Raw genomic sequence first — 13,040 nt, forward strand, 5'->3', positions numbered from 1 at the left:
ATATTTTTTTACATTTTTTAGTGACACAAAGTAATTCATATGACACTATACTTGGCATAGTAATTGCTTTTTTATTTAATAAAACTATTTCTGGAGGGAATAAGATTTATGAGAAGATTTAAAATAAAAGAAGATTTTTATTTAGATGGAGAAAAAATAAAATTAATTTCTGGTGCTGTTCACTATTTTAGAATAGTTCCAGAGTATTGGAGAGATAGATTAGAAAAGCTAAAAGCAATGGGCTGTAATACTGTTGAAACCTATATTCCTTGGAATATACACGAACCAAAGAAAGGAGAATTTGATTTTTCTAATAACAAAGACATAGTAAAATTCGTAAAACTTGCTGAAGAATTAGACCTTTTAGTAATTTTAAGACCAACTCCATACATATGTGCTGAATGGGAGTTTGGAGGCCTTCCTTATTGGCTTTTAAATGAAGATAACATAAGAGTTAGAAGTACAGACACTAAATTTATTAGTCACGTTTCTGATTATTTTAAAGAGTTATTTAAAATAATTACTCCCCTTCAAGTTACAGAAGATGGACCTGTTATTATGATGCAAATAGAAAATGAATATGGTTCTTTTAGTAATGATAAAAAATACCTAAAAGAAATAAAAGATCTTATGATAAAAAACGGCTGTACAGTTCCTTTATTTACTTCTGATGGAGGTTGGAGAGAAGTACTAGATTCTGGCACTCTCTTAAATGAAAATGTACTTCCTACTGCAAATTTTGGTTCAAGGACTAAAGAGCAAATAGGAGCCTTAGATACCTTTATGAAAGATAATAATATAATAGGTCCTTTAATGTGTATGGAATTTTGGATAGGATGGTTCAATAATTGGGGATCTGAACTAAAAAGAAGAGATTCAAAAGATGCCTCAAAAGAATTAAAAGATATGTTAGATGTAGGTAGTGTAAATATATATATGTTCCACGGTGGGACAAACTTTGGATTCTTTAATGGGTGCAGTTATCATAACGGAATAGACCCTCAAACTACTAGTTATGATTACGATGCTCCTTTAACTGAATGGGGAACTTATAACGAAAAATATCATGATTTTAAAAATGTAATTTCAAAATATAAAGCTATACCTGATGTTGAATTGACTACTGATATTAAATTTAAACATTACGGAGAAATTAAACTAAAAAATAAAGTGTCACTATTTAATACTTTAGATTCATTATCTAAACCGTTATATAACGACTATACTTTAAATATGGAAAAATTAAATCAAGGCTACGGCTATACCCTTTATAGGACTAACGTTGGTAAGTCTAGATTTTTAGAAAAGGCAAAATTAGTAGATTGTGACGATAGAGCTCAAGTGTTTGTAAATAATAAACATATAATTACTCAATTTGGAGAAGAAATCGGAGAAAATTTCAGCTTAAATCTACCTTTAGAAGAAGATAACGTATTAGATGTATTAGTTGAAAATACAGGTAGAATCAATTACGGTGCAAGCCTTATAAGCCCTAAGCAAAGAAAAGGCATAAAGGGTGGCGTTATGCTTGATTTACACTTTCAAACTGGATTTTATCATTACCCTTTAGATTTATCTAATATAGAAAATGTCAATTTTGATGGTGAGTTTATTTCAAAAACTCCTGCTTTTTATGAATATACTTTTAATGTTTACGATAAATGTGATACATTTTTACACTTACCAGAATTTAAGAGAGGCTGCGCTTTTATAAATGGATTTAACTTAGGTAAATTCTCAGATGTAGGACCTACTTTATACCTTTATATACCGGCTCCACTTTTAAATTATGGAGAAAATAAAATAATAATATTTGAAACTGAAGGTAAATACTCTGACACAATAACCCTTAGCGATAAACCTTTATATAAGTATTAAAAATAGGCTACAAAACTTTAAAGTTTTGTAGCCTATTTTCTTTATAAACGACTATTAAATCATCTTTTATAAATAAATTTTTTATTAATTACCTTATAAACTAAGTCTTTAATCATATAGTAAACTGGCATAGAAAATCCTACTATAGCAGTTACTATAATAACTCCATGAAAAAGCAGATCTATAACTATATCCCCCTCACTTAATCCATGCACTATATCATAAGCGCACATTAAAGGTAATATAGATGATATTATTATCATACCTCTATTTATAACTCTTAAAATCGGTTTTATATCTTTAAATTCTGATTTTAAGATTCTCTCTGCTATAAATAGCGTTATTCCAGGGTGTTTTTCATTTAATATAATCATAAGTACTATTATGAAAAATGGTATAGTAATTAAAATTACGTCTTTTAAAGTATAACTGCCTGGACCGTCCCCTATTATCCAATAAAGCAATTGTACAGTAAAAGCCAAAAAAGCAATTAATCCTTTCATTAATAATTCCCCCTATCACTATTAATGATACTATTAAAATAGGAATAATTGTTATATTTATTAACAAAAGTTACATATTATTTAAAATAATACAAATTTAAGCATAAAAAAATCACTTAGCTTTTGCTAAGTGATTCTTTGGCAGGGGCAGTAGGACTTGAACCCACAACCAATGGTTTTGGAGACCACTACTCTACCAATTGAGCCATACCCCTAAGACATTAGTTATTATAATATAGCTCTAGAAAAAATGCAATACTTTTTCATTATTTTTTTGAAACAAGCTTTGAAAATTGTTTTAAGTTATCTAAAATTAAATCAGAATACGTTATATTACTGTTATAAGAATCTAAATCTATAACTTTACAATCATCATTTTTATTTTTCTTTTCGTTACTGTCTTTTATTAAAACTATTTTATCTTTATCTATCTTTTTAGATTTTGCAAAGTCTTCTATACTTTCGTTATCTTTTAAACGTGTATAATTTATTCCTATACTATTTAGGAAATAATTAAACTTGTCGTTTCTAGTTACAAAAGTAAACTTATCTAACCCTTTAATCTTTTGAAATTCTGCATTTGCTTTATCTACTTTTTGAAGCATTTTGTTGTAATTATCTTCATAAAAACTTCTTCTTGCAGGATCATTTTCTTGAAGAAGGGTTTTTGCATTATAAAGCATTACTTTGTAGTTGTTTATACTAGTCCAGTAATATGGATTTACTTCAGACTTATCTTTTTCTTTTAGAGTTTCTTCTCTAACTCCTCTTGAAAGGTCTGTAATAGATACATTATTTTTATTTAGGTTATTTGTTAAATCGTTAATCCAAGGCTCGAAGTTATTTCCTGAATATAAAAATAAATCCATATTAGAAATATTATCTACAGCTTCTTTAGTTACTTTATATTTTTTTATATCTTTTTCAGTATCAAACATATAACTTACGTTATGAATGTCACCTGTTAATTCCTTTATCATATTGCTTTGCATCTTATTAACTGTCATTATATTAAGGAATTTTAAGCGAGTTTCGCTTTCACCGTTTGTAGGCGTGTCTGCCATAAGTGATTTTGAACCCATTCCTAAAAATAATGCAAATGTTATAATAAGCATAACAAAGGTCAATTTCTTAATTTTACTGTCCATAAGATTTCTCCCTATAATCTAAATTAGATTAAACATATCAATACCATCTGTAAATATTTTGTTATTTTCTATTTTACTCTTTTTGATCTTTTTTTTCAATGACTTTTCTTTTTAATATTTTTTGGATAGAATATAAAGATAGAATGGTGCTTAGAAAGGAGCTTTTTGATGGAGTTTGAAGTACGTAATATAGAAGAAACTACTGCCCTAGGTGAAACTTTAGGGAAAATTTTAAAACCTTCTGATATAGTTTGTTTAACTGGAGAGTTAGGAACTGGTAAAACTCATATAACTAAAGGAATCGCAAAAGGTCTTGGAATAGATGAACCGATAACTAGTCCTACCTTTACAATAGTTAATGAATATGACACTGGAAGATTAAAACTATATCATTTTGATGTTTATAGAGTTAGCGATCCAGATGAGATATATGCTATAGGCTTTGACGACTACATTTTCTCAAACGGTGTGTCTGTTATAGAATGGGCTAACTACATAGAAGAAATCTTACCTTCTGAATATCTTCATATATATATACAAAAGGATTTAGAAAAAGGAGAAGATTATAGAAAAATAACAATCACTCCTTACGGCGAGAAATACAATTATATAAAGGAGCTATAATTATGAGAGTTTTAAGCGTAGACTCATCATCTAAATGCGCAACTTGTGCAATTTTAGATGAAAGCGGCATAATAGCTGAATGCACCCTAAACAACAAAAGAGAACATTCTGTCTTATTAATGCCTATGATAGAGAATCTTTTAAAAGATTCAAATCTTACAATAGAAAATATAGATGGATTTGTAGTATCTAAAGGTCCTGGATCTTTTACAGGTCTTAGAATCGGTATGGCTACTATAAAAGGACTTAGCTTTGGAGGAAATAAACCTTATATAAGCATTTCATCTTTAGAGGGGCTTGCCTTCTCTGCTGCTCCATTTGACGGAATAATTTGTTCTGTTATGGAAGCTTTAAGAGAAAATGTTTATGCAGCTATGTATAAAGTAATAGACGGAAAACTTCAAACTATACTAGAGCCAACTTCAATAGATATAGACAAACTTATGGAGATAGTTAAAGAAAAAGATGAAAAAATTATTTTTGTAGGTGATGGAGTTTTAAAACATAGAGATTATATAAAAGAAGAATATCCTTCTTCTAATTTTGCAAATAATTATTTAAACCTTATCCGTGCATCTTCAATAGGTGAAATCGGTCTTTACCGTTTAAAAGAAGGAATTAAAGATGATGAAAATTCTTCACCACTTTATTTAAAGCAGCCTCAAGCTGTTAGAGAACTTAATAAAAGACTGGAGCTTAAAGGAAATGAAATTGATTCTTAAAGAAATGGATGAGTCTCATATTTTAGAAGTTAAAGCTATAAGCGATTCAAGCCTTAAGGAAAGCTGGTCTTTAGATTCTATAAAAAATGAGTTATCAAATTCTCTTGCAACTTATATAGTTGGAATTTTAGATAATAAGGTTATAGGTTTTGCTGGAGCTTGGCTAATAGCCTCTGAAGGTCAGATAACTAACGTTTCAGTTTCTAAAGATTTTAGAGGACAAGGAATCGGTTTTAAAATCATAAATGAACTTTTAAAAACCCTTTCTTCTAAAGGCTCAAAAGAAGTAACTTTAGAAGTTAGAGAATCTAATTTAGCTGCACAAAAGCTTTATGAAAAATGCGGTTTTAAAAACGAAGGGATAAGAAAAAACTTCTATCCTGACAAAGAAAACGCAATTATAATGTGGAAAAGAGATTAAAAAAGATGATGCATATTTTTTATGCATCATCTTTTATTTTAAGTAATTATAGTATCTAAACAACCATTACTTATAGCTTTATCTTTTAATTTTTCCATAAATTCAAGGCTTGGACTTTCTTCTCCGTGAAGTTTTATTCCCTCTTCTCTAACTCCAAACTCCCTATATTTTATAATTTTATATCTGCATCTATCTTTTATTATCTTTGATGTTTCATCTATAGTTTTAAAACTATCTAAATTATTGCAAACTACTGTCCTAACTTCAAATATCTTATTTAAATCTAATAGATATTTTAAATTTTTTATAGGTAATTTATTTGAAGCACCTGTAAGAGTTATATTTTCTTCTTCATCTATAGATTTTATATCTAACATAAACTTATCTGTTATATCTACTAAGTCTTTGTTTTTCTCTAAATCTATATTCCCATTTGTATCTACAAAAAGTGTAAGTCCTAAATCTTTAACCTTTTTAAATAGCTCTACTAAAAACTCTTTGTTTAAGGTGCATTCTCCACCGCTAACTGTTATTCCACTAATAAATGGTCTGCATTTTTTAATTTCTTCTAATAATTCTATAACGCTATAATCTTTAGTCTTTGGCGAGGAAAGATTTTTACAAACCTTTATACACCTATCACAGTCTATGCACTCTTCTTTATCATAGCTTACTTTCCCTGAGACTATTTTTAAAGCACCACTAGGACAACCTTTAACGCATTCTCCACAGTTATTACACTTATTTATAGTCTCTGGGTTATGACAATAAGTACAAGAAAAGTTACAACCTTGAAAAAATATAACCATCCTGTTTCCAGGCCCATCAACACAAGAAAAAGGAATAATTTTATTTACTACTGCCATTATCTAATCACTTACTTTCTTATTTTTCTATCAAAAGCCATGCAGTTTTCTTTTGCACCTAAAGCAAATATATCTGTATTATTTAAAACAGCTTTTCCGCTTTTTAGTTTTTCTACTTATGATTTTTTAGCTAAGTATCCAGTTACTCTTATAACGTCTGCACCCTTGCCATAAAGAGAAAAATATCTAATTCCGCTATTAAACGCACCGTTTATAATATCTACTAAAGCTTCTGGGTGATCGTTATAAGTATCTTCAAATATAAATATATCACCTATACCATTAAAGAAGTATTTATGAAAAGGAGCCGATTGCATTATATGCTTAAATATCTCTGGCTCCTCCCCTACAGGTATTCTGCAGCCTGGAGATACATGATTATCTAAATCTATTCCAACTTGTGCATGAAGTACGTGATGCCCATCAAAGCAATCTACTCCATATCCTTTGTGACTATTTACAATTAAATTTAGTTTTTCAATTATTTTAAGACCTAATTCGTCTGCTTTTTTTGAATAACCAAATCTATCTTTTTTATCTTTTGCATCTAATAGAGTGTTTACTGCTTCAGCTAACCCTACAACTCCAAACATTCCAGTAAATAATTCCTTTTTTATAAACCCTTCTCTTACTAAAAAGTTAGTCTTAAAAAATGGTGTCTCATCTACTAAAAATCTAATTCTCTCATCAATATAAGCTAACATTTTTTCACTTACATAAGGTAATACATTATCTAAAAAGTCTTCTATAGAATTAGCTTTTTTAGCTAATTCATTTAACTTTATTCTAACTAATGTATAACCTCCTCCACCTATATGGAATCCGTTATAGCAGCTAGCTATTGCATAATCTTTAGTTTTGAAGCTCTCTACATCCATTTTATGATTAGCAAAGCTTGGCTTAGCTGTACTTAGTGCAACTTTTGCACATAAATTTATAAAATCTCTGCTTGTATTATCAATATCATATTTCATTGTTAAATTTGGAACTGCACACTGAAGTTCATCCATAGCTTCTAATATAAGTCTTCCTGAAACTGTTTCTTTAGGTCCGATATTTGCATGAACGAACGAGTCAGTTAAAGTTCTATCTATATGTTTTAAAAATAATTTTATAGCTTTTTTAGCTTCTACTTCATCTTTAACAAATGGCTCTAAAAGCTCGTCTATATTTCCAAGATAAACAGGGAAAGAAGTAATTGATGGAACGTGCTTATAAAAAATCAATAGATTGTTTGTAGCGTCCCATATATCTTCTGGTTTATCTAAATTTAAAAACTCGCATCCTTTTTCCATTAAAATTCTATAGTCTGGAATTATATATCTAGGTCTATATGGCGCATTCCCCTCAAATAAATTACATATGCAACCATCTTCCATAAGTTTTTTTGTTTCGTCATCAACATTTAAAACCTCAATTGTGTTTTCAGCATAACAAGCTAAGTTTTTAACTCTTTGAGCATAAGTTAAAGATTCGTCCTTTATGATTTCTAATACTCTATCCATCTTTTCCTCCTATGTATCATATACTTTAAATTCATTGTAAACCTTAACTTTTATTATTTAAAGACTTGATTTTTATTTTGTAAACTTTTTGTACATAAAATATTTTAAAAGGCTATCTCAAAAAAACTTTTGAGATAGCCTTTATTTTAATTTGTGTATTGAATAGGTAATTTATATAAATGTGAGGGTGTTAATTCACATTTATTGCATCTTTATTTTTCTTTTTGTAGCTTCCAAAGTTAGGCTCAACTTTAAAGATAGATACCGATACCCTCTTATAAAGAATATAAGTCATAACTGAAACTACTACAGCCTTAATTGTATTAATTGGAACTAGTCCAACCATAATATAATTAATTAATTCTGAACCTGACAAATGCATTCCATATGCAGGTAATAAAAGATAAGCATTAGCTAAAATTCCAACGATATTAATTGATATCCCACCAACTATCATTCCTATAATCGCAGTTTTCTTTGATTTATTTCTAAAGTAAATAAATGCAGCTGGTGCTATAAATGAAGCTCCTATTAAGAAGTTTGCAAGTTCTCCTATTCCACCTGTGCTTGTACCACTTAAAAGTAAATTCATCATAACCTTTAAAAACTCTATAAGTATTCCAGTTAAAGGTCCAAAAGCAAATGCACCCATAAGAGCTGGTACGTCACTTAAGTCAAGCTTTAACCAAGGAAATGGTGTAAGTGGCAGTTCAAAGAACATTAAAATAAATGCTATTGCTGCAAGTAATGAGATTTTGATAGTTTTGTTTAAATTTTTGTTTTTCATTTTGATATTCCCTCCCAAACAGAATCTTCCATTTAGGTAAGTCATTGGAACTTTAAGATTAGCAAAAAATTACCTAAGATAATTTAAAGTTATCTAAGAAATTAAAAAAGCCCTGATATAAAAAAGTATATCAGGGCAGAATTTACTAAAACTTAAGCAATTCTAATATCTTACCTTCTTTCATCCAGACTATACTGTCGGCTTTGGAATTACACCAAATCATGCAAAATTTGCTCGCGGGCTTTACCGCCGGTGGGGAATTACGCCCCGCCCTGAAGATTTAAATATTTAATTTACTTCTTCATTATAAAACTTTGTTATTTTTTTGTCAACTGTTAATAAAATAACATTTAATTTCATAATTTTAGCAATTAGTGTTAAAATATCCTAGAAGGGTATTTTTACACAAGGAGGGGTTTTATGAAAAAAATATTTTTTAATGGTGATATCTTAACTATGGATGAGGACAACTTGTTTTCTACAGCTATATTAATTCAAAATGGAATTATTAAAAAAGTAGGTCTTGAAGAAGATATTTTAAAGTTAAAAGATGAAAAAACTGGATTAATAGATTTAAAAGGACATACTTTAATGCCTTCATTTATAGATTCTCACAGTCATATTTCATCTTTTGCAAACACTTTAAGATTTGCAGATTTAAATAATATAGATAACTTCTATGATCTTATAAACTCATTAAAAGAATTTAAAAGTAAACATAATTTATCTAATGATGAATGGATTGTTGGGTTTGGGTACGATAACAATCTATTTAAAGATTCACTTCATCCAACTAAAGAAATTTTAGATAAAGTTTCTTTATCTAATCCAATTATAATAGCTCACAAATCAGGACATATGGGGTCTTGTAATAGTGCTGCCTTAAAAATGCTAGAAATAACTGAAAATAGTGCTGACCCTAAAGGAGGCATTATAGGAAGAATTAAAGACACAAGTATTCCAAACGGATATCTTGAAGAAAAAGCATTTATGTCATGTGCTTCTAAAATACCAGAAGCTTCTTTAGAAACTAAAAAGAATCTTTTAATTAAAGCTATGAAGATTTATGCAAGTTATGGTATCACTACAGTTCAAGACGGCTTTACTACTTCAAAAGAATTCGATTTATTTAAAGAAATCTCAAACTCTAAGGATTTTTCTTTAGATGTGACTTATTATATAGATATAAAAGATAATAAAGAAACATTTGATGATAATATTTTTTATTTTCATAAGTATATAAATGGTTTAAAAATAGGTGGCTTTAAATTATTTTTAGACGGGTCTCCCCAAGGAAAGACAGCTTGGATGACTAAGCCATACCTTAATTCTACTGATGATTACGTAGGCTATCCTATTTACGATGATGAAACAGTTAAATCTTTAATAAAGTATTCTTTAGATAAAAAGGCTCAGCTTTTAACTCATTGTAACGGTGATGCAGCTTGCGATCAACTTCTTAATTGCTTTGAAGAAGTTATAGATAATTCAAAAAATAAAGAAACCTACAGGCCTGTTATGGTACATGCCCAGCTAGTAAGATACGACCAAATAGATAAGATGAAAAAATTAAATATTATACCATCTTATTTTATTGCTCACACTTACTTTTGGGGTGATACTCATATTGAGAACTTTGGTGTTAAGAGAGCGTTTAGGATAAGTCCTGCTAGGACTACTTTAAGAAAAGATGTTCCTTTTACTTTCCACCAAGATACACCTGTAATTCTTCCAGATATGCTTAAAACTATTTGGTGCGCAGTAAATAGAGTTACAAAGTCTGGAGTAGTTATAGATGATTCTGAAAAGATACTTCCACTTCAAGCATTAAAGGCTATAACACTAAACGCAGCCTTCCAATATTCAGAAGAAAATACTAAAGGTTCTTTAGCTGAAGGAAAGCTTGCTGATTTAGTGATTCTAGATAAGAATCCTATTAAAGTTCAATTTGATGATATAAAAGATATTAAAGTATTAGAAACCTTCAAAGAAGGCGTTTCTATTTATAAAGCATAAATTTAACCCCTATCTAACTTTTTAGATAGGGGTATTTTTTTAATCATATGCTCTTTTTCTCTTTTCTATATCATTAATATAGTCTACTAAATTCAAACTTGTATCACCTAAAACTTCTAATAGGTTATATTTATCTATTATTTCTATATTGTATTCTTCTTTTAAATAATTAACGGCTCTTATAAATTTAAAATTATTTGAAGTAAGTAACGCTTCTACACTTAAAAGATCGCCTGATTTAAGCTTAATTCCAAAGAATATTTCATGCCCTACAGAAGATAAAACATCTAAATAATCATTCCAATATAATTTTATGCTTTCTATATCTTCAAGTTTTATATCTAAAACTTTGCTTTTATCTTCTAAACAAAACCCATAAAAAAAATATTTTAACTGATCTATATAACTTCTTATCTCATAGTATTTAAAATGACCCTCTCTTATTTCCCACCTAATACTACTCCCTATATAAGCTGGTATTATTGAAAATAAACATATTAAAATTACTCCTACTGTAATTAGAAACTTCATATTTCTATCTTCTACAATATAACTAAATACTCTGCTTAAAATATATCCGAGTATAATCGATATAATTATCCCTACTACAAAACCTCTTTTTCTTGGCTTGTTTCCTATTACAAATGTTTTTTCCATCTTCCTATAACACCTCACTTATTTTTTATATCTTAATAATATTATATGGTTTTTTTTACCTATTGCAATATATTATTCACTAGAAGCATTTTTATAGCATGAAAAGCAAAAAAGGATGTTGCATTTAACTTTATGCAACATCCCTTTAGATATTTAAATTAGTTTTGTTTTTTTAAGAAAAGTGCTACTACAAACCCTAGTCCTGCTATTATTGCTGATGCGATAAACAATCCTGCAAAACCACTATTTAAAGTAGATTGGAATGTGTTTTCTATAGCAACTCTTGCACCATCTACTTGGTGAAGATAATCTGCTTTCATACTATTAAACATAGCATCTACTGTAGTATTTGGTGGAACATGGTTTACTAAACTATGTTCTATTGCTGGTTTTGCTTTATCAAACATAAAGGTTGCAAAATCTTTCATAACATTACTAATGCTTGTTACGTCAGCATTTTGGAATGAATCTAAAATGCTTTTTGGAACTTCTCCTGAAGACATAGAAGCATTTCCTGACATTCCTTGAATGTGTGGCATAACTTTCATTAATGCGTTTGGCATTTTATCTCCAGCTTCTGAAACAAAGTTTACTAATATATTTGGAGATACTGCAATACCTATACTTTTTACTAATGATACTGTAGCTTGTGCTGAACTTGCTTCAGACTTTTTAACGTTAACTTGCATTAAGTAATTTAATGGAGTTCCCATTGTAAGACCCATACCAGCTCCCATAATAGCTAAACAAACAAATAATAAAACTTTATTGTTGTCTTTACATACTATAAATGCTAGAAGTAAAGTCCCTACCATTGTGCACAAAAATCCAATTAAAAGTACAAGCTTTGCTGAATATTTATCTATAATCTTTCCTCCAATTGGTGCTGCAACACCTGAACAAACTGCCATTATAGTAATTAAATATCCTCCAGAACCTTGTGAAATTCTAAGAACATTTTCACCAAATTGAGGAATAAATACAACGCTCATCATTCCACAACCTACTACTAGTGCCATTATTAATGTTATAACTATATTTCTATTTTTAAAGAAATCTAAGTTTAAAACTGAATCTTCTGCTCTCTTTTCTACATAGATAAATACAGGTATTAAAATTAAGAATAGCAATAAATAAGGATATACTTTTGTTGAAGTTATAGAATCTTTGAAATTTGCAAAGTTTAAGTTTGTAACTCCATACATAAGTCCTAGTATCATAAGTGATAGTACAACACTACCTTTAAAGTCTAATTTCTTTTCAGTATATTGAGTTTCTTTAATTTTTACTTTAAGTGAAATTAACACAACTATTATACAAATTGGAACGTTTATTAAGAATAATAAACCCCAAGATTTATTTCCAAAGAAATTTAAAATTCCAGAACCTATAGTTGGTCCTAAAGTTGTTGCTATACCATAAGTTGCACCTACAATCCCAAGGGCACTACCTCTTTTTTCTTTAGGAAAGCTCTCTCCTATAAACGCTGTAGCTATTGGCATTATACCTCCGCCACCGATTGCTTGTATAACCCTTGCTGTTAATAAAAAGGCATAGCTATTAAATAAATCTGATACACCACTTAGTAATGAACCTATTCCAAATATAGTTATTGAAATAATAAATAATTTCTTTTTTCCGTATCTATCAGCTAATTTACCTGAAATAGGCATTACTACTGCATATACTAATGTGTATATAGTAATCATCCAGATTGATGTATCTGCACCTACGTTTAATGAGTCCGCTATAATCGTTCTAGCTGGTGATACTATACCATCATCCATAGCACCTATGAATATACCAAGTAAAAACATTACCATTAAGGCTGTCTGAGTCTTTTTGCTATATCCGTTTGTGTTTTCCATTTCCATATCAATTCCTCCTTTATAGGTTTCTACTTTAATTGTAAA

At 29.1% G+C, this 13,040-nt stretch carries 11 protein-coding genes, 1 tRNA gene, 1 pseudogene and 1 riboswitch; of the genes and pseudogenes, 5 read left to right on the plus strand and 8 right to left on the minus strand.

The features are described 5' to 3' along the window. Window positions 1-108 precede the first annotated feature (108 nt). Window positions 109-1,878: a beta-galactosidase family protein gene (locus tag M4I33_RS05745; RefSeq protein WP_257915920.1), complete on the plus strand. Its 1,770-nt coding sequence runs from the start codon at window positions 109-111 to the stop codon at window positions 1,876-1,878. A 59-nt stretch (window positions 1,879-1,937) separates the two neighbouring features. Here the strand turns inward: M4I33_RS05745 and M4I33_RS05750 are convergent, their stop codons facing one another. The 3 genes from M4I33_RS05750 to M4I33_RS05760 all read right to left on the minus strand — a co-directional run bounded on the left by M4I33_RS05750 (window position 1,938) and on the right by M4I33_RS05760 (window position 3,529). Continuing rightward, a complete protein-coding gene (locus M4I33_RS05750) occupies window positions 1,938-2,381 on the minus strand; it encodes a hypothetical protein (RefSeq protein WP_257915921.1) in 444 nt (147 codons plus the stop codon). Window positions 2,382-2,520: 139 nt separating this feature from the next. Next, a tRNA-Trp gene (locus tag M4I33_RS05755) sits at window positions 2,521-2,596 on the minus strand. 51 nt (window positions 2,597-2,647) lie between these two features. Next, window positions 2,648-3,529 (minus strand): metal ABC transporter solute-binding protein, Zn/Mn family, encoded by an 882-nt coding sequence (locus M4I33_RS05760; RefSeq protein WP_257915922.1) that lies wholly within the window; start codon window positions 3,527-3,529, stop codon window positions 2,648-2,650. Between the two features lie 168 nt (window positions 3,530-3,697). On the opposite strand from M4I33_RS05760, the gene tsaE reads away from it, so the two are divergent. From tsaE to rimI, 3 genes are read left to right on the plus strand one after another with little or no spacing between them, the layout of a single operon-like run. Next, window positions 3,698-4,153: a tRNA (adenosine(37)-N6)-threonylcarbamoyltransferase complex ATPase subunit type 1 TsaE gene (gene tsaE / locus M4I33_RS05765; RefSeq protein WP_257915923.1), complete on the plus strand. Its 456-nt coding sequence runs from the start codon at window positions 3,698-3,700 to the stop codon at window positions 4,151-4,153. 2 nt (window positions 4,154-4,155) lie between these two features. Further along, window positions 4,156-4,875, plus strand: coding sequence for a tRNA (adenosine(37)-N6)-threonylcarbamoyltransferase complex dimerization subunit type 1 TsaB (gene tsaB / locus M4I33_RS05770; RefSeq protein ID WP_257915924.1), 720 nt, complete (start codon window positions 4,156-4,158; stop codon window positions 4,873-4,875). Further along, window positions 4,859-5,296, plus strand: a complete 438-nt coding sequence (gene rimI, locus M4I33_RS05775) for a ribosomal protein S18-alanine N-acetyltransferase (RefSeq protein WP_257915925.1) — start codon at window positions 4,859-4,861, stop codon at window positions 5,294-5,296. Before tsaB ends, rimI begins: the two co-directional genes overlap by 17 nt. 38 nt (window positions 5,297-5,334) lie before the next feature. Here the strand turns inward: rimI and M4I33_RS05780 are convergent, their stop codons facing one another. From M4I33_RS05780 to M4I33_RS05790, 3 genes and pseudogenes are all read right to left on the minus strand, one after another. Beyond that, window positions 5,335-6,162 carry a YjjW family glycine radical enzyme activase gene (locus M4I33_RS05780; RefSeq protein ID WP_257915926.1) on the minus strand — a complete coding sequence of 276 codons (828 nt, stop codon included), beginning with the start codon at window positions 6,160-6,162 and terminating at the stop codon, window positions 5,335-5,337. A gap of 11 nt (window positions 6,163-6,173) precedes the next feature. After that, a pseudogene (locus tag M4I33_RS05785) lies at window positions 6,174-7,667 on the minus strand (YjjI family glycine radical enzyme). A 190-nt stretch (window positions 7,668-7,857) separates the two neighbouring features. Beyond that, a complete protein-coding gene (locus tag M4I33_RS05790) occupies window positions 7,858-8,454 on the minus strand; it encodes an ECF transporter S component (protein ID WP_257915927.1) in 597 nt (198 codons plus the stop codon). A gap of 168 nt (window positions 8,455-8,622) precedes the next feature. Further along, a riboswitch (FMN riboswitch) is annotated at window positions 8,623-8,738 on the minus strand. Window positions 8,739-8,874: 136 nt separating this feature from the next. Between M4I33_RS05790 and M4I33_RS05795 the strand changes: the two genes are divergently transcribed. Then, window positions 8,875-10,470, plus strand: a complete 1,596-nt coding sequence (locus M4I33_RS05795) for an amidohydrolase (RefSeq protein WP_257915928.1) — start codon at window positions 8,875-8,877, stop codon at window positions 10,468-10,470. A 39-nt stretch (window positions 10,471-10,509) separates the two neighbouring features. Here M4I33_RS05795 and M4I33_RS05800 read toward each other — a convergent pair whose 3' ends face one another. Further along, the gene (locus M4I33_RS05800) at window positions 10,510-11,127 is read right to left on the minus strand and encodes a hypothetical protein (protein WP_257915929.1); all 618 of its coding nucleotides are present in this window, start codon (window positions 11,125-11,127) and stop codon (window positions 10,510-10,512) included. 158 nt (window positions 11,128-11,285) lie between these two features. After that, window positions 11,286-13,001, minus strand: coding sequence for an MFS transporter (locus M4I33_RS05805; RefSeq protein WP_257915930.1), 1,716 nt, complete (start codon window positions 12,999-13,001; stop codon window positions 11,286-11,288). Between the last annotated feature and the right edge of the window lie 39 nt (window positions 13,002-13,040).

The organism is Clostridium sp. LY3-2, assembly GCF_024705715.1.
Taxonomy (GTDB): domain Bacteria; phylum Bacillota; class Clostridia; order Clostridiales; family Clostridiaceae; genus Clostridium.